The organism is Oscillibacter valericigenes, from assembly GCF_021531915.1.
Lineage (GTDB): Bacteria > Bacillota > Clostridia > Oscillospirales > Oscillospiraceae > Oscillibacter > Oscillibacter valericigenes_A.
Map to the genome: position 1 here is coordinate 89023 of NZ_JAFBIV010000007.1, position 19970 is coordinate 108992.

The 19970-nt window shown below is 60.1% G+C and carries 20 protein-coding genes; 13 read left to right on the forward strand and 7 right to left on the reverse strand.

What is annotated here, in order from left to right; all coding sequences use genetic code 11:
- Positions 1-3: 3 nt before the first annotated feature.
- From ffh to JQM66_RS06880, 6 genes are all read left to right on the forward strand, one after another.
- Positions 4-1365 (forward strand): signal recognition particle protein, encoded by a 1362-nt coding sequence (ffh, locus tag JQM66_RS06855; protein ID WP_235229143.1) that lies wholly within the window; start codon positions 4-6, stop codon positions 1363-1365.
- Between the two features lie 63 nt (positions 1366-1428).
- Positions 1429-1671 (forward strand): 30S ribosomal protein S16, encoded by a 243-nt coding sequence (gene rpsP, locus JQM66_RS06860; protein ID WP_235221068.1) that lies wholly within the window; start codon positions 1429-1431, stop codon positions 1669-1671.
- A gap of 15 nt (positions 1672-1686) precedes the next feature.
- Complete coding sequence (locus JQM66_RS06865) at positions 1687-1917, forward strand: KH domain-containing protein (RefSeq protein WP_235229144.1); 231 nt, start codon at positions 1687-1689, stop codon at positions 1915-1917.
- Between the two features lie 108 nt (positions 1918-2025).
- Positions 2026-2532, forward strand: coding sequence for a ribosome maturation factor RimM (gene rimM / locus JQM66_RS06870; protein ID WP_235229145.1), 507 nt, complete (start codon positions 2026-2028; stop codon positions 2530-2532).
- The gene (gene trmD / locus JQM66_RS06875) at positions 2522-3298 is read left to right on the forward strand and encodes a tRNA (guanosine(37)-N1)-methyltransferase TrmD (RefSeq protein ID WP_235229146.1); all 777 of its coding nucleotides are present in this window, start codon (positions 2522-2524) and stop codon (positions 3296-3298) included. The genes rimM and trmD overlap by 11 nt, the downstream gene beginning before the upstream one ends.
- A 1-nt stretch (position 3299) precedes the next feature.
- On the forward strand, positions 3300-3851 hold the full coding sequence (locus JQM66_RS06880) for a hypothetical protein (RefSeq protein ID WP_235229147.1): 552 nt from the start codon (positions 3300-3302) through the stop codon (positions 3849-3851).
- A gap of 31 nt (positions 3852-3882) precedes the next feature.
- Here the strand turns inward: JQM66_RS06880 and JQM66_RS06885 are convergent, their stop codons facing one another.
- From JQM66_RS06885 to JQM66_RS06895, 3 genes are all read right to left on the reverse strand, one after another.
- Positions 3883-4353 carry an LURP-one-related/scramblase family protein gene (locus tag JQM66_RS06885; RefSeq protein ID WP_235229148.1) on the reverse strand — a complete coding sequence of 157 codons (471 nt, stop codon included), beginning with the start codon at positions 4351-4353 and terminating at the stop codon, positions 3883-3885.
- A 62-nt stretch (positions 4354-4415) separates the two neighbouring features.
- Positions 4416-4565 carry a hypothetical protein gene (locus JQM66_RS06890; protein WP_235229149.1) on the reverse strand — a complete coding sequence of 50 codons (150 nt, stop codon included), beginning with the start codon at positions 4563-4565 and terminating at the stop codon, positions 4416-4418.
- A gap of 106 nt (positions 4566-4671) precedes the next feature.
- A complete protein-coding gene (locus tag JQM66_RS06895) occupies positions 4672-5979 on the reverse strand; it encodes a M18 family aminopeptidase (protein WP_235229150.1) in 1308 nt (435 codons plus the stop codon).
- A gap of 122 nt (positions 5980-6101) precedes the next feature.
- Here JQM66_RS06895 and JQM66_RS06900 point away from each other — a divergent pair, with 122 nt between their 5' ends.
- The 5 genes from JQM66_RS06900 to nrdD all read left to right on the forward strand — a co-directional run bounded on the left by JQM66_RS06900 (position 6102) and on the right by nrdD (position 13643).
- Positions 6102-7046 (forward strand): 3'-5' exonuclease, encoded by a 945-nt coding sequence (locus JQM66_RS06900; RefSeq protein ID WP_235229151.1) that lies wholly within the window; start codon positions 6102-6104, stop codon positions 7044-7046.
- Positions 7047-7058: 12 nt separating this feature from the next.
- Positions 7059-7886 carry an HAD-IIB family hydrolase gene (locus JQM66_RS06905; protein ID WP_235229152.1) on the forward strand — a complete coding sequence of 276 codons (828 nt, stop codon included), beginning with the start codon at positions 7059-7061 and terminating at the stop codon, positions 7884-7886.
- 190 nt (positions 7887-8076) lie between these two features.
- On the forward strand, positions 8077-9984 hold the full coding sequence (locus JQM66_RS06910) for an acyl-CoA dehydrogenase family protein (RefSeq protein ID WP_235229153.1): 1908 nt from the start codon (positions 8077-8079) through the stop codon (positions 9982-9984).
- A gap of 33 nt (positions 9985-10017) precedes the next feature.
- Positions 10018-11223 (forward strand): FprA family A-type flavoprotein, encoded by a 1206-nt coding sequence (locus JQM66_RS06915; protein ID WP_235229154.1) that lies wholly within the window; start codon positions 10018-10020, stop codon positions 11221-11223.
- 221 nt (positions 11224-11444) lie between these two features.
- Positions 11445-13643 (forward strand): anaerobic ribonucleoside-triphosphate reductase, encoded by a 2199-nt coding sequence (gene nrdD / locus JQM66_RS06920; RefSeq protein ID WP_235229155.1) that lies wholly within the window; start codon positions 11445-11447, stop codon positions 13641-13643.
- Positions 13644-13689: 46 nt separating this feature from the next.
- Here the strand turns inward: nrdD and JQM66_RS06925 are convergent, their stop codons facing one another.
- The 4 genes from JQM66_RS06925 to JQM66_RS06940 all read right to left on the reverse strand — a co-directional run bounded on the left by JQM66_RS06925 (position 13690) and on the right by JQM66_RS06940 (position 18536).
- Entirely contained in the window at positions 13690-14316 is a 627-nt protein-coding gene (locus tag JQM66_RS06925) for a peptidylprolyl isomerase (RefSeq protein WP_235229156.1), read from the reverse strand.
- 132 nt (positions 14317-14448) lie between these two features.
- Positions 14449-16146: a [FeFe] hydrogenase, group A gene (locus tag JQM66_RS06930; protein ID WP_235229157.1), complete on the reverse strand. Its 1698-nt coding sequence runs from the start codon at positions 16144-16146 to the stop codon at positions 14449-14451.
- A 3-nt stretch (positions 16147-16149) separates the two neighbouring features.
- Positions 16150-18039, reverse strand: a complete 1890-nt coding sequence (locus JQM66_RS06935) for a (2Fe-2S) ferredoxin domain-containing protein (RefSeq protein ID WP_235229164.1) — start codon at positions 18037-18039, stop codon at positions 16150-16152.
- Between the two features lie 14 nt (positions 18040-18053).
- A complete protein-coding gene (locus JQM66_RS06940) occupies positions 18054-18536 on the reverse strand; it encodes an NADH-quinone oxidoreductase subunit NuoE family protein (protein ID WP_235229158.1) in 483 nt (160 codons plus the stop codon).
- Positions 18537-18822: 286 nt separating this feature from the next.
- Here JQM66_RS06940 and nrdG point away from each other — a divergent pair, with 286 nt between their 5' ends.
- Both nrdG and JQM66_RS06950 read left to right on the forward strand, forming a co-directional pair.
- A complete protein-coding gene (gene nrdG, locus JQM66_RS06945; protein ID WP_235229159.1) occupies positions 18823-19356 on the forward strand; it encodes an anaerobic ribonucleoside-triphosphate reductase activating protein in 534 nt (177 codons plus the stop codon).
- 18 nt (positions 19357-19374) lie between these two features.
- Positions 19375-19827 carry a helix-turn-helix domain-containing protein gene (locus JQM66_RS06950; RefSeq protein WP_235229160.1) on the forward strand — a complete coding sequence of 151 codons (453 nt, stop codon included), beginning with the start codon at positions 19375-19377 and terminating at the stop codon, positions 19825-19827.
- The last annotated feature ends 143 nt before the right edge of the window (positions 19828-19970 follow it).

Below are 19970 nucleotides of genomic sequence, written 5' to 3' on the forward strand. Positions count from 1 at the left end.
ATCATGGCATTTGAAGGACTTTCTGAAAAACTGAATGCGACGTTCAAGCGTCTTCGCGGCAAGGGCCGCCTGACGGAAAACGACGTCCGGGAGGCCATGCGGGAGGTCCGCCTTGCCCTTTTGGAAGCCGACGTCAGCTACAAGGTGGTCAAGGAATTCGTGGCCACCGTCACGGAGCGGGCCATCGGCACCGATGTGCTGGACAGCCTGACTCCCGCCCAGCAGGTGGTCAAGATCGTCAACGAAGAGCTGACGAATCTGATGGGCGGCACCAATTCCAAGCTGACCCGGGCCAATAACGGCCCCACGGTGGTCATGATGGTGGGCCTTCAGGGCGCCGGTAAGACCACCACCACCGCCAAGCTGGCCGGTCTCATGCGCCGCCAGTACAGCAACCGTCCCCTGCTGGCAGCCTGCGACGTGTATCGTCCCGCTGCCATCGAGCAGTTGAAGGTCGTGGGCGAACAGCTGAATATCCCTGTGTTTGAGCAGGGCCAGGGCGACCCTGTTGAGATCGCGCAGAACGCCCTTCGCCACGCCAGGGACCACGGCAATGACCTGGTGTTCCTGGATACCGCCGGACGCCTCCATGTGGACGAAACCCTCATGGACGAGCTGAAGCGGATGAAGGCCACGGTCCACCCCAACGAGATCCTGCTGGTGGTGGACGCTATGACCGGCCAGGACGCGGTCAACGCGGCGGGTGCATTCGACGAAGCCCTTGGCATCGACGGCGTCATCCTCACCAAGCTGGACGGTGACGCCCGCGGCGGTGCCGCCCTCTCCATCCGGGCCACTACCGGAAAGCCCATCAAATTCGTGGGTACCGGCGAGAAGCTGGATATGATCGAACCCTTCCACCCGGACCGCATGGCGTCCCGGATCCTGGGCATGGGCGACGTGCTGTCTTTCATCGAAAAGGCCGAGGCGGCCTACGACGAAAAGCAGGCCGCCAAGCTGGAGGAAAAGCTGCGAAAAAATCGCTTCACCCTCCAGGACTATTACGACCAGCTCCAGCAGCTGCGGGGCATGGGCGACCTGAGCCAGCTGGCGGGCATGATGCCCGGCAACTTGGGCCGCCAGATGCAGGGCGCCACCATTGACGAAAAGGTCATGGCCCACACCGAGGCCATCATCCTCTCCATGACCCCCCTGGAGCGGGAGCATCCCCAGATCCTGAACGCCAGCCGCAAGAAGCGCATTGCCGCGGGCTGCGGTCTGGAAGTGGTGGATGTGAACCGGCTGCTGAAGCAGTTCGACATGATGCAGCAGATGGTCAAGCAGATGAGCAAGGGCCGGATGCCCGGTATGGGCGGCATAGGTGGCCGGATGCACGGCTTTGGCCGCAAGAAACGTTTTAACTAAGATATAGATGCACCCGCATTTATAGATAAATCATCAAACTATATAACATTTTTGGAGGTACAAATCATGGTTAAGATCAGACTGCGCCGCATGGGCGCCAAGAAGGCTCCTTTCTACCGCGTTGTGGTGGCCGACTCCCGTTTCCCCCGCGACGGCCGCTTCATTGAGGAGATCGGCACTTACAATCCCTGCGTGGCTCCCGCCGAGATCAAGATCGACACTGAGCGCGCTCAGGCCTGGATCAAGTCCGGCGCCCAGCCCACCGACACTGTCAGAGCTCTGCTGAAAAAAGTGGAAGTCCTCTGATCCGGAGGGCGGATCATGAAAGACTTGCTGCTCTACATCGCCAGAAACCTTGTAGATGACCCTGAGGCCGTCTCCGTCACGGAGATCCAGGGGGATCAGGAACTGACGTTGGAGCTGCGCGTCGCCCCAGACGACATGGGCAAAGTGATCGGCCGTCAGGGCCGTATCGCCAAGGAGATCCGGACGGTGATCCGCTCCTACGCCCAGCGCACCGGCGTGAAGGTTTCCGTGGATATTGTAGACTAATTCGTCTAAAGAGGAGGAGTTTTCACTCCTCCTCTTTTCGTTCCTGTCCCTTGCTCTTTCCGCCAAAACAGGCTATACTAATTCCATCAACAAAAAGGAGAATTCTCCATGAAACTGGAAACCATCAATGTGGGCCGCATCGTCAACGCCCACGGCATCCGTGGCGAGGTCCGGGTCCAGCCCCGGGACGGCGACCCCTATTTTCTGACGGAATTCAAGACCTTCTATATCGACGGCAAGCCCGTGACCCCCACCGCCAACCATGTCCACAAGAGCCTGGTGCTGATGAAATTTCCCGGTGTGGATGACATGAACGCCGCTCTTACCTTGAAAGATAAAGTCCTTTACATCCGCCGGGAGGACGCCCATCTGCCCGAGGGCGAGTACTTCGACGACGAGCTGCTGGGCGTAGAAGTCTACGACGAGGCCACCGGCGCCCTGCTGGGGGAGATCAAGCAGGTGGAGACCTACCCCGCCAGCAAGGTCTATACGGTGAAGGGCGAAAAGGAGTACCTGGTCCCGGCGGTGAAGGACGCCTTCATCCGCTCCGTGGACCTGGACAAGAACCGCATGGAGATCCATCTGTGGGAGGGACTGGCCACCGATGAACATTGACATCATGACCCTGTTCCCCGACTCCGTGGACGCCATGCTGCACGTCAGCATCTTGGGCCGGGCCATTGAGCGGGGCTATATTGCCATCCGCAGCCACCAGATCCGGGAGTACACCACCAACAAGCAGATGCAGGTGGACGACTATCCCTACGGCGGCGGCCGGGGCGCTGTCATGCAGGCGGACCCTCTGTACCGTTGCTGGGCCCACATCGTGGAGACCTACGGCCCCGGGCGCACCATCTTCATGTCCCCCTGCGGCCGGACCTTCAACCAGGACGTGGCCCGGGAGTTGAAGGAGCACTACGACCATCTCATTTTGGTCTGCGGCCACTATGAGGGTATCGACCAGCGGTTCATTGACGAGTGCGTGGATGAGGAGATCAGCATGGGCGACTTTGTCCTCACCGGCGGCGAGATCCCCGCTATGGCGGTGGCGGACGCGGTGTGCCGCATGGTGCCCGGCGTGCTCCCCGACGCGGAGTGCTTCGAGGAGGAATCCCACTGGAACGGCCTACTGGAGTATCCCCAGTACTCCCGCCCCGCCGAGTGGCACGGACGGCAGGTGCCCGAAATTCTCCTCTCCGGCGACCACGGCAAGGTGGCGGCCTGGCGAAAGAAGGAGAGCTACAAGCGCACCATGCGCCGCCGCCCGGACATGTTCGCCAAATTTGACGAGTCTCAGCTAAAGACAAAGGCGGAGAAAAAGGTCCTCCAGCAGGCCAAAGACGAGTTGGCCCAGGAGGATTCCGGAGAAAACGAGGTATGATATGAAAAGGCGATTCCACGTCATCCTGATCACCTGTGCCGTTCTGCTGCTTTTGGCCGTGCTGACCCTGTGCTTTCCGGGCAGCCGGAAAATCGACACGACTCTGATCGCCACAGAGTACCGCTTCAATGAGCCGGACTATGCCGTAGAGCATACCATCACCATCCGGGGCTACGATACCCGCAATCTTCTGGGCCGTGGAACCTTCGAAGGCACCTTTGCCGTCAGCGACTGGGAGACCGCCCAGGAAGGCTGGTCGGCTTACGTCCAATTCCCCATCCGTTCCGACAGTTATTTCAATATGAATTTCAACGATCCCAGCGGCCAGGCAATCACCCGGAATACCTTTTCCATGTTGGCAGACCGGGACTGGACCCGCTTCGTCGGACTGATTCTGGAATCCACTGAGCACAACGACGGCACCGTCACAGGCAGCTTCGACCCGGAAACCGGCCGTTTTCTTGTCAGCGGTCCTCCCGACCGTACCGTCGCTCTGACTCTGGCATCGGAGCTGGCAAAAGGTACCTCCCTGGAAGCCCTTTTCCCAAGATAAAAAAATCAGGCGCTTACCGCGCCTGATTTTTTTAATTTCTGGAACACTTCTCCGCGTCAATGGCCAGCACCAGCATCAGCACCGCCAGGGCATCCATGGGGTTCGCCACGTCGATGACATAGGTGTCCGTCCAGTTGAATAGTTCCTTGGTGATACGGGCCACCAGGGCGCCGCAGGGCTCCGTCACCTCGTAGTCCCACTCCATAAAGCTGCCCTGCACCTGCCAGCCGTTGCAGTCGATATCAAACCGGGGCGTGAAGAAGGTAAAGGCCTTCTGGATGCAGCCCACGTACTGCTCCCCCATGTACATCTCAAACTTGGGCAGGAATGTCAGCACCCGCTCCTGCACCGTGCCGATATGATTTCCGGAGGCATCCAGGATGTGCAAACAGTGTCCCCAGGAGAGCTTTCCCTCCACCGTGTAGACCACATTTCCCGCCTCATCGTAGATATCATAGCTGTCGAACCAGCTGAAAAAACGTTGTTTGAAATAAAGTCTCATACCTTTACACCTACTCATTCACAATGGATATTTTTCCTGAACAACTTCGTCATCCACCAAAGCTATACCAGTTGAAGGAGCGCTGCCCCAGCTGTTCTTGCAGCTAGGACTCTCCCTTCTCGCGCCTTCCGCACCAGCTCGTCACGCTCTGTCCGCAGAGTCCCCAACTCCAGCTCCCGCAGCGTATCCAGTTCCCGCTGGTAGTCTCTCATAGGCGCCTCCTTTTTTCTAGCACCATCATATCACGCACCGCTCTTGCAGTGTGTAACAAATCAATGACAAAAGCCGGCAGTTTTGCCGGCTTTTGTAAATCTTATCTTAAATTTGGATGCCCTCCGGTCCCACGCGGAAGCTCCTGCCAAAATAGGTCGTCATGGCCCGCACCAGATACTCCGTATCCTTGGTGCCCGCCACCTCGTACGCGCTGTGCATGGCCAGCTGGGGCAGGCCGATGTCCACGCTGGGAATGGACAGATGGGCGGTGCTGATGTTGCCCAGGGTGGACCCTCCCGGCAGGTCCGCACGGTTGCTGTACCGCTGGACCGGCACTCCGGTCTCATGGCAAATCTGACTGAACACCGCCGCGGACAGGGCGTCCGTGGTATAGCGCTGGCTGGCGTTGTACTTCAGGACAATGCCGCCGTTCAGCACCGGGGCCTCACTGGGGTCCGCGTACTCCGGATGGGCGGGATGGACCGCGTGGGCATTGTCTGCCGACACCAGGAAGCTGTTGGCCACTGCTATCATCCAGTCCTCCTCTCCCCGGCCCATAGCGCCATTGACGCGCCGCAGCACATCCGTCAGGAAAGTAGAATCAGCCCCCTGCCGGGTGCCGCTGCCCACCTCCTCGTTGTTGAAGACTGCCAGCACCGGCACGCTGCTGCTGTCCTCCGCCGCCAAAAAGCCCCGGAGGCAGCCGAACACACATTGCAGGTCATCCAGCCGGGCGGAGGCCACGAATTCCTCATGGACTCCTGTCAGGGTGCCCCTGGTCCGGGGATACAGGAACAGGTCCGTGGTCAGCAGGTCTGCTTCCTCCACTCCTGCTTCCTCGACGATCAGGCGGCGGAAGGCCCCCGGCTCCTTTCCACAGGCGAACAGAGGCAGCAGATCCACGTTGGCCTTCAGGGCCGTGCCCTTGTTGACCTCCCGGTCCATGTGGATGGCCATGCCGGGGATCACCAGCAGGTCCCGGTCCACATTCACCAGTCGGGAGACCACTTTGCCCTTCTCCCGCACCATGACCCGGCCCGCCACCGACAGGGGCCGGTCCAGCCAGGAGCGCATCACCATGCCGCCGTAGGGCTCCACGCTGAGCCGCAGACAGTTTCCGGCAGAGGAGACCTCCGCCGTCTCCCGCACCTTGAAGGTGGGGGAATCGCTGTGTCCGGCGGCGATCATAAAGCCCCGGAAGTCCCGGCAGGGGATGCGAAAAGCGATCAGGCTGGAATCCCCCCGCAGGGTAAAATACCGGCCGCCCTCCGCCAGATGCCAGGGCTCCCCTTCATAGAGTCGGGTATAGCCCGCCGCCAGCAGTTCCGCCGCCGCATTGGCTGCCGCGTGATAGCAGCTGGGGCTGGCGTCCAGAAAGGTCAGCAGCTGCCGGGAAATATTCTGATCCATCATAAAGCACCTCTCGTCTTTTTCCATTTCATGTAATATAGTATCACACATTGCAAGGCTTCTTCAACCGTGCTAAAATAGCCCTGTTGTAAAAATTAAGATCAGAAAGAGATTTGGTACCGTACATGATCATATTAGACCTGGAATGGAACCGCGGCTACGACAAGACGCCGCTGGAAGAGATTTTGCAGATCGGCGCCGTGCGGCTGGACAGGCTGGGCGGAATGATCCAGGATACCTTCAGCGTCTTTGTCCACCCCTGCGTCCATAAAAAGCTGAACCGGACGGCCAAGCTCCTGCCGGAGCTGGACTCCGCTCTGCATTCCCCCTACGACTTTCCCACCGCCCTGCGGGCCTTTACGGACTGGTGCGACGAGGACACTGTGTTTGCCGACTGGGGCGGTGACGACTTTGAGGTCCTGCGGCAGAACTGTGACTTCTGGAAGGTCCCGGCCCCCACCCCCTCCCAGCTCATCGACCTGCAAATGGCCTTCTCCCTGCGGCTGGGGACCAGTCAGGGCCTGGCGCTGTACCGGGCGGCGGAATACTGCGGGATTCCCGATTCCTTCACCTTCCACAACGCCTTAAACGACGCCGTTTACACCGCCATAGTCAGCGCCTGGATCGACAGCGAAGCCATGATGCTGCTGGCCCTGCCCAAGGAGATCCGCCGTCTGCAGAACACACCTGCCTTTCCGCCTCAGCCGGATCTGCAGGCAGGGCCCTACGGCTCTCTCCAGGCTGCTCTCAACGGCCGGGGCTGCCGCCGGCCCCACTGTCCCCTGTGCGGCGAGGCGGTGTGGGTCCGGCGCTGGTACTCGGAACAGCCGGACACCTACCTTTCGGACTTTCGCTGCAAGGCCCACGGCAGCTTTCTCTGCCGCCTGAGCCTGTCCCCCACAGAGAGCGGCCAGTGGCAGGGACGTCTGGCGGTACCGGAGGTGACTCCCGCCCTGCTGCGGGAATTCGACAGCGCCATCCGCGCCAAGTCCATTCCCTGCAAGGCTTCCAAGCCCCGCAAGGACTTCCGCCGGCGGTACACACGCCGCAAAACAACTCCCGGCGCATAAGGAGGACCGCCCATGGACATCAAATGTATTGCTCTGGACCTGGACATGACCACCCTGGACCGGGAGGGCCGCCTGTCAGAGGAAAACCGACAGGCCCTGGAGTATGCCATTGGCAAAGGTGTCCACATCATGATTGCCAGTGGTCGGTCCTTCGACTCTCTTCCTGCCGATGTTCTGGCAGTCCCGGGTATCGAATACGCCATCACCTCCAACGGCGCCGCTGTCTACCACATTCCCACCGGGTGCCGCATGATCGGATATATGCTGGAGCCCCATTCTGTCCGGGAGATCATGGCCCGCACGGCGGACCTGCCCCTGACCTACGAGGCCTTTCTCGACGGTGTGGCCTACGCCGACGCCGGATATGTGCAGGACCCGGTGGCCCACGGGGCCGCTCCCCGGGCCATCCGCTATATCCAGACCACCCGGCATCCGGAGGCTGACATCCGGGGCTTCATCCTGGGCCACTGCGACCAGCTGGACAGCCTGGATCTGATCACCGGGGCCCCGGAGCTGAAGGCCCGGACGGAGGACCTGCTGCGCAGGACCGTACCGGACATCTACGTCACCTCCTCTGTGCCCCAGCTCATTGAAATTTCCCACCGGAACGCCGGAAAGCACAGCGGCGTCCGCTTTGTGGCGGAGCTGCTGGGGCTCTCCCCTGCCCAGGTGGCCGCCTTCGGCGACGGGGACAACGATGCGGACATGCTCACCTATGTGGGCTGCGGCATCGCCGTGGAAAACGCCACGCCCGCCTGCCGCTCCGCCGCCCGGTACGTGACAGCCCGCCACGATCAGAACGGTGTTGCCCGCGGAATTTATGATATTCTGCACATTTGAATGCAAAATTCGCTTCTTGTTTTCGGCAAAATATCCAAATATTTTCCTGTGTGATTATGGTGTTCTCCAAAAGCAATCCGTATGTTGCAAATATCACTTTACATGACTGCATACCATTTTATACTGAAATTGTAAATACCTTCCCGGGGGACGCAGTGCAGCCCGGAATCTGAAAAGGAGGAACTCTACGATGATGTATCAGACCACACAGGCACATGAAGAACTGCGGGCAAAGGTACGTGCCTTTGCAGAGGCGGAAGTGAAGCCCATCGCCTTCCTGCTGGACCAGGAGAACCGCTTCCCCACAGAAGCTGTGAAAAAGATGGGCGAGCTTGGACTGATGGGCATCCCCTATGAGGCCAAGTACGGCGGCGCCGGACTGGACGCCCTCAGCTATGCCATCGCCGTGGAGGAACTCTCCCGGGTGGACGGCGGCACCGGCGTCATTCTCTCTGCCCACACCTCCCTGGGCACCTATCCCATCTACGCCTTCGGCACCGAGGAGCAGAAGATGAAGTATCTGCCCGACCTGTGCTCCGGCCGCAAGGTGGGCGCTTTCGGCCTGACGGAGCCCAACGCCGGTTCCGATGCCGGCGGCACCGAGACCACCGCCGTGGACATGGGCGACCACTGGCTGCTGAACGGTGAGAAAATCTTCATCACCAACGGCGGCGAGGCGGACACCTATGTGGTCTTTGCCGTCACCACGCCCGATATCGGCACCCGGGGTATCTCCGCTTTCATTGTGGAAAAGGGCTGGGAGGGCTTCACCTTTGAGCCCCATTACGATAAAATGGGTATCCGGTCCTCCGCCACCTGCCAGCTGAACTTCAACAATGTGAAGATTCCCAAGGAGAACCTGCTGGGCAAGGAGGGCCAGGGCTTCAAGATTGCCATGAGTACGCTGGACGGCGGCCGCATCGGTATCGCGGCTCAGGCGCTGGGCATCGCCCAGGGCGCCTTCGAGGCGGCGGTGGAATATTCCAAGGAGCGCGTCCAGTTTGGCCGTCCCATCTGCCAGCAGCAGGTCATCGCCTTCAAGATCGCTGACATGGCCACCAAGCTCCGCTGCGCCCGCCTGCTGGTGTACAGCGCTGCGGACCTGAAGCAGGAGCATGCTCCCTACGGCATGGAGTCCGCCATGGCCAAGCAGTACGCCTCTGACATCGCCCTGGAGGTCACCAATGACGCTCTCCAGATCTTCGGCGGCACCGGCTATCTGAAGGGCATGGAGGTAGAGCGGTTCTACCGCGACGCCAAGATCACCACCATTTACGAGGGCACCAATGAGATCCAGCGGGTGGTCATCGCCTCCCACATCCTGGGCAAGGCCGGCAAGGCGGACCCCGCCCCCGCTCAGAAGCGCGGCCCCGAGACCGGCGAGCGCAAGAAGCAGATCCTGAAGGACGGCACCGCCCAGGAGCGTGTGGATGCTCTGGTGGCAGCGTTGAAGAAGGACGGCCACGACTTCACCGTGGGCATCCCCATGGACACCCCCATCTCTCAGGCGGAGCGGGTAGTCAGCGCCGGCAAGGGCATCGGTGAAAGAGAGAACATGAAGCTCATTGAAGACCTGGCCAAGGCCGCCGGCGCCGCCATTGGCTCCAGCCGTCCCGTGGCCGAGACCCTTCATTACGTCCCCCTTGACCGCTATGTGGGCATGTCTGGCCAGAAGTTCAAGGGCAACCTGTACATTGCCTGCGGCATCTCCGGTGCCGGTCAGCATTTGAAGGGCATCAAGGATGCCTCCACCATTGTGGCTATCAACATCGACCCGGGCGCCCGTATTTTCAAGAACTGCGACTACGGCATCGTGGGTGATGTGAATGAAATCCTGCCTCTGCTGACAGCGGCGCTGGACACCGGTGAAAAACAGCCGGCGCCCCCCATGAAGAAGATGAAGCGGGCTACGCCCAAGAAGGTCTCTCAGCCCAGGGCCCTGTATGTCTGCAACGGCTGCGGCTACGAGTACGATGTGCTCAAGGGCGATCCCGAAAACGACGTCAAGCCCGGCACCTCCTTCAAGGACCTGCCGGAAGGCTGGGTCTGCCCCCACTGCGGCGAGGAGCCCGGCCAGTTCATCGAAATCCAAGTTTAAGGCATCCGCCTGAATATACAAGGAGGTTTCACCATGTACAATGTCCGTAAAGTCACTGACGACCTGTATTGGGTAGGTGCCAATGACCATCGTCTGTCCCTGTTTGAGAATATCCATCCCCTCTACCACGGCGTCAGCTACAACTCCTATCTGCTTCTGGACGAAAAAACCGTCCTGTTTGACACCGCCGACTGGGCTGTGGGCCGTCAGTTCATTGAAAACGTGAAAGCGGTCCTGGACGGCCGTCCCCTGGACTATCTGGTCATCAACCATGTGGAGCCGGACCACGCCTCCTCCATTGAGGAGATCCTGCTGCGCTGGCCCCAAGTGAAGATCATCACCACCCCCAAGGCGGTCATTTTGCTGCGCCAGTTCGGCTACCCCCTGGAAGCTGATCAGGTGGAGGAAGTCCGGGAGGGCGACAGCCGCTGCTTCGGCAAGCACACCGTCGTCTTCGCCATGGCCCCCATGGTCCACTGGCCCGAGGCCATGGTGTCCTTCGACACCACCAACGGCGTCCTCTTCTCCGCCGACGCCTTCGGCTCCTTCCGGGCTCTGGACGGCAAGCTCTTTGCCGACGAGTTTGACTTTGACCGGGAGTGGCTGGATGACGCCCGCCGCTACTACACCAACATCGTGGGCAAATACGGTCCCCAGGTGCAGGCCCTGCTGAAGAAGGCCTCCAATCTGGATATTCAGTACATCTGCCCCCTCCACGGTCCCGTGTGGCGGAAGGACCTTGGCTACATCATCGACAAATACGTCCACTGGAGCACCTACGAGCCGGAGGAAAAGGGCGTCATGATCGTCTACGCCTCCATGTACGGCAACACGGAGACCGCCGCCGAAGTGCTGGCCTCCAAGCTGGCGGACCGGGGCGTCACCAACACCCGGCTGTATGATGTTTCCAGCACCCATGTCAGCTACCTGATCTCCGATCTCTTCAAATACAGCCATCTGGTTCTGGCCTCTGTCACTTACAACCTGGGCATCTTTCCGCCCATGCACAACTTCCTGGCGGACATGAAGGCCCTGAACCTGCAGAAGCGCACCTGTGCCATTCTGGAGAATGGCTCCTGGGCTCCCCGCTCCGGCGGTCTCATGCGGGAGTGCCTGGAGGGTATGAAGAACATGACCATCCTGGACGAAGGTCTGACTCTGTCCTCCGCCCTCCACGGCCAGAACCTTCCCGATCTGGACGCCATCGCCGACGCCATCGCCGCCTCTGTCAACGGCTGATGACATCCCCTGTTTTTTCCATCCCCTTTCCAAAGGATACCGGCGCGGGAGCCTCTCCCGCGCCGGTATCCTTTTATCTGTCTATTGATGGAACCCACAAAAATTTTTCTATATTTAGTCGCATTTGCCACTCGTATATCCATATATTGTGTAGTATAATGAGCTCACTGCAATAGATATGGTGCGGCCCGGCCGCCCGAACACGATATGGAGGAAGCAGCATGAACGTCATCAAGAGAAACGGGACCGAGGTCGTTTTTGATATTGAAAAGATCGTGGCAGCCATCAGCAAGGCCAACGCCAGCGTGGATGAGAAGGCCCGCATGACCCCCCTGCAGCTGCAGCGCATCGCGGAATTCGTGGAGCTGAGCTGCCTGAAAATGAACCGCGCTCCCTCTGTGGAGGAGATTCAGGACCTGGTGGAGTATCAGATCATGGCCCATGGTGCCTATGAGGTGGCCAAGAATTATGTCACCTACCGCTATACCCGCTCCCTGGTCCGCAAGAGCAACACCACTGACGAGAAGATCCTGAGCCTGATTGAGTGCTGCAACGAGGAGGCCAAGCAGGAGAACTCCAACAAGAACCCCATCGTCAACTCCACCCAGCGGGACTATATGGCCGGTGAGGTCTCCCGTGACCTCAGTGAGCGCCTGCTGCTGCCTCCCGACATCGTGGAGGCCCACCGGGAGGGTATCATCCATTTCCACGACTCCGACTACTATGCTCAGCACATGCACAACTGCGACCTGGTGAATCTGGAGGACATGCTCCAGAACGGCACTGTCATCACCGGCACGCTCATTGAGCGCCCCCACAGCTTCTCCACCGCCTGCAACATCGCCACCCAGATCATCGCCCAGGTGGCCTCCAACCAGTACGGCGGCCAGTCAATCTCTCTGGCCCATCTGGCTCCCTTTGTGGACGTGAGCCGGAAGAAGCTGCGGAGAGTTGTGGAGCAGGAGATGGCTGCCATCGGTATCGACCCCGGCGAGGAGAAGCTCTCCGAGCTGGTGGAGGCCCGTCTGCGGGACGAGGTCCGCCGTGGCGTCCAGACCATCCAGTATCAGGTGCTGACCCTGCTGACCACCAACGGACAGGCCCCCTTCGTGACTGTGTTCATGTATCTGGGCGAGGCCAAGAACGAGCAGGAGAAGAAGGACTTGGCCCTCATCATCGAGGAGACGCTGGAGCAGCGCTACCAGGGCGTCAAGAACGAGGACGGCGTGTGGATCACTCCCGCCTTCCCCAAGCTCATCTATGTGCTGGAGGAGGACAACATCCACGAGGGCGCCCCCTACTGGTATCTGACGGAGCTGGCCGCCAAGTGCACCGCCCGCCGCATGGTGCCTGACTACATCTCCGAGAAGAAGATGCTGGAGCTGAAGGGCGACGTGTACACCTGCATGGGCTGCCGCTCCTTCCTGACCCCCGACCGCTTCACCGACGCCGGCATCGGCAACATCGCCAACGCCGGCAACTACGAGCCGGGCAAGCACAAGTACTACGGCCGCTTCAACCAGGGCGTGGTCACCATCAACCTGCCGGATGTAGCGCTCTCCTCCGGCGGCAACACAGAGAAGTTCTGGAGCATCTTTGAAGAACGGCTGGAGCTGTGCCACCGGGCCCTGCGCTGCCGCCATGAGCGCCTGAAAGGCACCGTCTCCGACGTGGCCCCCATCCTGTGGCAGTACGGCGCTCTGGCCCGTCTGGAGAAGGGTGAGGTCATCGACAAGCTGCTCTACGACGGCTACTCCACCATCTCCCTGGGCTACGCCGGTCTCTATGAGTGCGTGAAGTACATGACCGGCAAGAGCCACACCGACCCGGAGGCCACTCCCTTCGCCCTGAGCATCATGCAGAAGATGAACGACAAGTGCAAGGAGTGGAAGACGGCGGAGAACATCGACTACTCCCTGTACGGCACCCCGTTGGAGTCCACCACCTACAAGTTTGCCAAGTGCCTGCAGAAACGCTTCGGCATCATCCCCGGCATCACCGACAAGGGCTATATCACCAACAGCTACCACGTCCACGTCACGGAGGAGATCGACGCCTTCACCAAGCTGAAGTTCGAAGCCCAGTTCCAGCACCTCTCCCCCGGCGGTGCTATCAGCTACGTGGAAGTGCCCGATATGCAGAACAACATCCCCGCGGTCCTGCAGGTGATGAAGTTCATCTACGACAACATCATCTACGCCGAGCTGAACACCAAGAGCGATTACTGTCAGGTCTGCGGCTGGGACGGCGAGATCCAGATTTCTGAGGAAAACGGCAAGCTGGTCTGGAAATGTCCCAAGTGCGGCAACACCGATCAGAGCAAGATGAATGTGGCCCGCCGTACCTGCGGCTACATCGGCACCCAGTTCTGGAACCAGGGCCGTACCCAGGAGATCCGCGACCGGGTCCTGCACCTGTAAACAGTATAAAAATGAGGTCATCCCAAGGGATGACCTCATTTTTATTTTATGCTTCCCGGATGGTAATGGAGTCGATCACCGGCTGGGCCTCCGCCGGAATGGTGCCGTTATTGTCCACAGGTTTTGCCTCTTTGCAGACCTGATCCACCACATCCATGCCCTCGGTCACATAGCCAAAGGCGGCATACTGGCCGTCCAGAAAGGTGCTGTCCTCATGGACGATGAAGAACTGGGAGCTGGCGCTGTCGAAAGGCTGCGCCCGGGCCATGGAGATGGCGCCCCTGGTGTGGGACAGGGGATTCCCGATGCCGTTGGCGGAAAACTCGCCGGTAATGGTCCGGTCACTGCCGCCGGTGCCGTTGCCGTTGGGATCGCCGCCCTGCATCATGAAGCCTTCCATGATGCGGTGGAAGGTCAGGCCGTCATAAAAACCGTCCTTTGCCAGCGTAATAAAATTCTCCACCGTCTCCGGAGCCGCTTCGCCGCACAGTGCCACGGTGATGGTCCCATAGTCCCGGACGGCAATATCCGCATAGGCGGTCACCTTCTGCTCTGCGTCGGCGGTCTCAGGTTCCGTCTCCTTGGTAGCCTCCGCCTCCTGCTTCTGCCCACAGCCACACAGCAGGCACAGGGCCATGACAGCTGCCAGCAGTGCGCTCTTCTTCAATTTCATGCTGATACTCCTTCTGTTGTAGATTTGCAAGTCTGTATTGTACCACACCCGCTCTGCCGAAACAACCAAAAGCCAGCAAAAAGCCCCGGGCAATAGCCCGGGGCTTTTTCAGCAAATATGCTGGGGATGTGTTTATTTCTGCTTGTAGTGGACGTGCAGCAGCTCGTGGGCCCGCTGTTCGCCCATTTCATGCAGCAGCTCGGTGACGATGGGGTTCCGCTCGGAGCGCTTGATGAGCGCCGCCCGGTCGGCTTCGTACAGACCCTCAGCCCGCTGCTGCTTCACAGGGATCAGGCCGTAGGGCTGACCTGCGCCGCCCACACAGCCGGTCTTACAGGTCATGACCTCCACCAGGTCGTAATAGGCGGTGCCCTCCTCGATGTCCTTGAGCAGCTTCTTGGCATTCACCAGGCCGTGGACCACGGCGATCTGCAGGACCCGGTCGCCCACAGGCAGGGACACCTCACGGATCACGTCGCTGCCCCGGAGGCCGGAGAACTGGATGGCCTGGAGGGTGTTCTTGGACTTGTCCTCCACCACCCGGCGGGCCACAGCCTCCGCCACACCGCCGGTAGTACCAAAGATGGTAGCGGCGCCGGTACCCATGCCGAAGGGAAGATCAGGGGCCTCTCCCTCCAGCTCCGCAAAGCGGATGCCGGACTCCTTGATCATATTGATGATCTCCTGGGTGGTCAGCACCAGGTCCACATCAGGCTTGCCGTCCCGCTGGAACTCCTCCCGCTGTGCCTCCATCTTCTTTGCGGTGCAGGGCATGATAGCGATATGGAAGGTGGTCATGCCGTCCTCTGCGTCCTTCTTGGCATATTGATCCTTCAGGACGGCGGCGAACATCTGCATGGGAGACTTGCAGGTGGAGACGTTTTTCAGGTATTTGGGATTCTCCTTCTCCAGATACTTGATCCAGGCCGGACAGCAGCTGGTGAACATGGGGAAAGGTCCGCCCTTCTTCAGCCGCTCCAGGAATTCAGCGGACTCCTCCATGACCGTCAGGTCCGCGCCGAAGTTGGTGTCGTATACTTCTTCCGCACCCATCATCTTCAGCGCCGTCACCAGCTTGTCAATGGCGTTGACGCCGGGAGCCAGGCCGAAGGCCTCGCCCACGGCCACACGGACAGCGGGAGCGATCTGGACCACCACCCGCTTGTCCGGGTTGTGGAGCGCTCGCCAGGCGCGGCCGATCTCGTTGTAAATCGTAATAGCACCGGTGGGACAGGCGGCCGCACACTGGCCACAGCTGATGCAGTTGGTGTCGCTGAGTTTCCGGTCAAAGGCAGGACTCACCACCAGGTCACTTCCCCGGTGGGCAAAGTTCAGGATGCCCATGCCCTGCATCTCGTCGCAGACCCGGATACAGTCGCCGCAGAGGATGCACTTGTTGGGGTCCCGGACCACGGCGGGTGAAGAATCGTCCAGCTCGTAGTGGGGCCGGGTATCCGGGAAGCGAACCTTTCGGACGCCGAAACGCAGTGCCAGCTCCTGCAGGCGGCAGACGCCGTTCTTCTCGCAGACGGTACAGTCCCGGCAGTGGGAAGCCAGCATCAGCTCCAGGATCATCCGCCGGTGCTTCAGCAGCCGTGTCGTATTGGTGCGGATCTTCATGCCATCCCGGGGCTCCATGGCGCAAGAGGCGTCGATCTTGCCCTTTTCGTCCTCCACCACGCACATCCGGCAGGCGCCGAAGGTGGACAGCTCCGAATAGTAACAGAAGGTGGGCATGTCGATGCCCGCTTTGCGAATGACCGCCAGAACGTTTTTCTCCCCGTCGAAAGGCACCCGCTGGCCGTCGATATACATGATTCCCTTTGCCATAGGTCAGCCCTCCTTTGCCGCTTCGATGGCGCCGAAGGGGCAGTTGCTCACACAGGCGCCGCAGTTGATGCACTTCTCCGGGTCGATGGTATGGACCTTCTTCACAGCGCCATCGATTGCCTCCATGGGGCAGTTCTTCCGGCACTTGCCGCAGCCCTTGCACTTGTCCGCCACAATGGTGGGGTGGGGCTTTTCCTTGTTGCAGATGGGGCAGTGATGGTCCACCACATGGGCCAGATACTCATTGCGGAAGTATTTCAGGGTGCTCTGGACAGGCTTGCAGGCGCTCTGGCCCAGACCGCACAGGGCGGTGGAGCTGATGGTGTCCGCCAACTCCTCCAGCAGGTCCAGGTCTTCCATTGTGCCCTTGTTGTCGATGATGCGGTTCAGGATCTCCAGCATCCGCTTGGTGCCCTCCCGGCAGGGAACGCACTTGCCGCAGGACTCCTTTTGGGTGAACTCCATAAAGAACCGGGCGGTCTCCACCATGCAGGTGTCCTCGTCCATGACCACCAGGCCGCCGGAGCCGATCATGGCGCCGATACCCTTGAGGGAGTCGAAGTCCAGGGGCAGGTCCAGGTGCTCCTTGCTGGCAGTGGTGGCGCCGCCGGAGGGACCGCCGATCTGGACGGCCTTGAACTTCTTGCCGTTGCGGATACCGCCACCGATGTCAAACACCACTTCCCGGATGGTGGTGCCCATGGGGACCTCGATGAGGCCCGTGTTCACCACGTTGCCGGTCAGGGCAAACGCCTTGGTGCCGGGGCTGGTCTTGGTGCCGATGGAGTGATACCAGTCCACGCCGTTGCGGATGATCAGGGGCACATTGGCGAAGGTCTCCACGTTGTTCAGCACCGTGGGCTCCGCCCAGAGGCCGTGCTCAATGGTGCGGGGCGGCTTGACACGGGGCATGCCCCGGTTGCCCTCGATGGAGGCGGTCAGAGCGCTGCCCTCGCCGCAGACGAAGGCGCCGGCGCCCCGGTTCACATGAATGCGGAAGCTGAAATCGCTGCCCATGATATGGTCGCCCAGCAGGCCGTATTCCTCCGCCTTGGCGATGGCAGCCTTCAGGCGGCTGACGGCCAGGGGATACTCGGCGCGGACGTAGATATAGCCCTCGTCGCTGCCCACGGCCAGGCCGGCAATCATCATGCCCTCCAGCACGCTGTGGGGGTTGCCCTCCATGATGGAGCGGTCCATAAAGGCGCCGGGGTCGCCCTCGTCACCGTTGCAGACGATGTACTTCTTGGGAGACTTCTGCTTCCGGGCTCCTTCCCACTTGCGGCCCGCGGGGAAACCGCCGCCACCGCGGCCCCGGAGGCCGGAGTCAGTGATGGTCTTGCAGATCTCCTCGCCGGTCATCTCGAACAGGGCCTTTTCAAAACCGGAATAGCCGCCCTTGGCGATGTACTCCTCGATATCCTCGGCGTCACTGCGGCCGCAGTTCTCCAGCACCACCCGGTGCTGCCGCTTATAGAAAGGAATATCCTCCTGGCGGGGGTAGGCCACGCCGTCCAGGTGGTACACCAGGCGGTCGATGATCTCGCCGCCCAGAACGGTCTTTTCAATGATCTCGTGGCAGTCCTCGGGCTTCACGTGGATGTACATGACGCCCATGGGCTCGATGTGGACCAGAGGGCCCATCTCGCAGAAGCCGTGGCAGCCGCTCATCTTCACGTGGAGGCTCTTCTCCTCGTCGGTGTCATGCTTCAGACCCACATATACCGGCAATCCCCGCTTCTCACACTCAGACTTGATGTTATCGTAAATCTTCATGGCGCCGCCGGCAATGCAGCCGGTACCGGCGCAGATCAGGACGGAGGTGACCTGCTCACTCTGCTTCAGGGCGTTCCTGGCATTAGCCTGAAACACATGAAAGCTGTCACGTGTCATTTTTGCTCTGTTTCTCATACGGCAGCCTCCTCCTTTTTCCGGATGTCTTCCAGCAGTGCCAGGGCCGCCTCAGGGGTCATCTTGGCATGGACCTCACCGTCGATGGTCATAACCGGCGCCAATCCGCAGGCGCCCAGGCAGGCCACGGTCTCCAATGTAAACAGGCCGTCGGCGGAGGTCTTCTTCTTTCCCGTCAGGCCCAGGTAATCACGGATCGCGTCATAGATGGGGCCGGATTTCCGCACATGACAGGCTGTTCCGGCGCACACCTTGATGATGTACTTGCCCTTGGCCTCCAAAGAGAAATTCTCATAGAAGGTAGCCACACTGTACACCTTGGCCGTACTGATTCCCAGCTTCTCCGCCACCAGAGTCAACGCCTCTTCACTGAGATACTTGTACTCCCCCTGGATCTCCTGCATAATGGCGATGAGATTCGACTGGTCGCACCCGTAGCTTTCGATGATCTCTTCCGCCCGCGTCAGATCATTGTTCATTGGCACTTCTCCCTTTTGTCGTATGAATTCTTCCACAAACAAGGCCCCCATTGCGATGCAGGCGAAGCACCGTAGTGGAGGTCAATTCCATTGTTAATAATAGAACAAACTGTTTGCTATTGCAACCATTTTTTTAATTTTTTTACACAAACCCCCATTTTTATATCGTTCGTTATAGGCCCATACAATCACTCTTTCAACGGCTCTTGCATCCGGGCGGCAGCATGCTATAATAAGAGTGGACAAAGCCCACCCAGCCGGCACCTCCGGCGGAAAGGAATCTGCCATGTACTACGGAGAACTGAAGAACTGCGACATTGCCAACGGCGAGGGCGTCCGGGTGACACTGTTCGTCTCCGGCTGCACCAACCACTGCAAAAACTGCTTCCAGCCCCAGACCTGGGACTTTACCTACGGCCAGCCTTTCACCCGGGAGACGGAGGACCTCATTCTGGACATGCTGGCCCCTTCCTATATCAACGGCCTGACGCTCCTGGGAGGCGAGCCCTTCGAGCCTGAGAACCAAAAGGCCCTTCTCCCCTTCCTCCGCCGGGTCCGGGCATCCTATCCGGAGAAAAACATCTGGGCTTTCAGCGGCTTCACCTACGAGGAGCTGACCACCTCCGGCACCCACTGCCAATGCGAGGCCACGGAGGAGATACTGTCCCTGCTGGATGTTCTGGTGGACGGCCGCTTTGTGGAGGAATTGAAGGACATCTCCCTGAGGTTCCGTGGAAGCCGCAACCAGCGTCTGATCGACCTGAACGCCAGCCGTCAGACAGGACAGCTCTGCTTCCTGCCGGACCGGCAGCAAACCTGACACAGGAGGAATAGAACCATGGTCACCATTGCCCAGCGCATTGAAGCGCTTCGTACCCAAAAGGGGCTCAGTCGCCCCGCTCTCTCCGCCACTCTTGGGCTTCCCCGGATGGCGGTTGAAAAATTCGAAACCGGCCGCCAGACACCCACCCAGGACCAGCAGCAAAAGCTGGCCACCTACTTCGGCGTCTCCCTGGCCTATCTGAAGGGTGAGACCGATGACCCCACCACCATGGATTCCTGGCTCAACGGTGCGGTCCCCGACGACGATCCCCCTCCCCCGCCCCGGCCTGTGACACGGCCCGTAGTAGTCCAGTCCTCCGGCGGCAGCGAGGACGGTGCTGTATTCAGCGCCCTGCTGAAAAGCAAATCCTTCCAGACCATGGTCCGGGATACGGTGCTGGAAGTCCTCCGCTCCAAGGAGGGCCAGGAGCTGCTGGCAAAGGCCATTCACAAGGAGCTGAACCGCTGATACACGAAAAGAACCACCCGCAGCGTCGCGGGTGGTTCTTCTTATTATCCAATTCAGGCTTCCAGATTCTTGCCGTTTTCCTTGCTGAACACATGGACCACGTTGCCGCCGAAGGTAAAGGCGATGTCCTGGCCCATGGAGAA